The sequence below is a fragment of the Polaromonas sp. P1_G2 genome, from assembly GCF_056405515.1.
Window position 1 is genome coordinate 1 of the sequence record NZ_JBFUBY010001200.1, and the last position, 442, is coordinate 442.

The following is a 442-nucleotide window of genomic DNA, read 5'->3' on the forward strand; positions in this document are numbered from 1 at the left end:
GATCAACGAATAGCCTCAATCCTTTAGGGGAGTGCCGATGGCCCGCGCCAGCCTTGCCATGTACGATTCTTTGCCGCCCGTCCGGGCGGCCAATATTCGGCTTTGGCAAGGTATCCGCGACCGTCTGCGCGCCGCAGGATTCGAGGCGCCGGAGGCGCTCGACTTCGAAACCGAGCACGACGATGTCTGGCTCAAGCCGGATGTCGTGCTGGCGCAGACCTGCGGCTATCCTTACGTCTCCTATCTCAAGGGCAAGGTCAGGCTGGTGGCGACGCCGGCCTATGACTTTGCCGGCGGCGAGGGGACTGAGCGGGTCAGTTTTGTTATCGTGCCGGAGGCGAGCAAGGCGCAAGGCCTTGAGGACCTGCGCGGCAAGGTCGCGGCGATCAACGATTGGGGCTCCAATTCCGGCATGAATCTGTTTCGCGCCGCGCTGATGCCG

1 protein-coding gene is annotated in these 442 nt (G+C 63.1%); it reads left to right on the forward strand.

Translation table 11 applies throughout. The features are described 5' to 3' along the window. Positions 1-37 precede the first annotated feature (37 nt). Positions 38-442: substrate-binding domain-containing protein (locus AC1D0P_RS29760; RefSeq protein WP_477680022.1), on the forward strand; the 405-nt coding region annotated here is incomplete at its 3' end.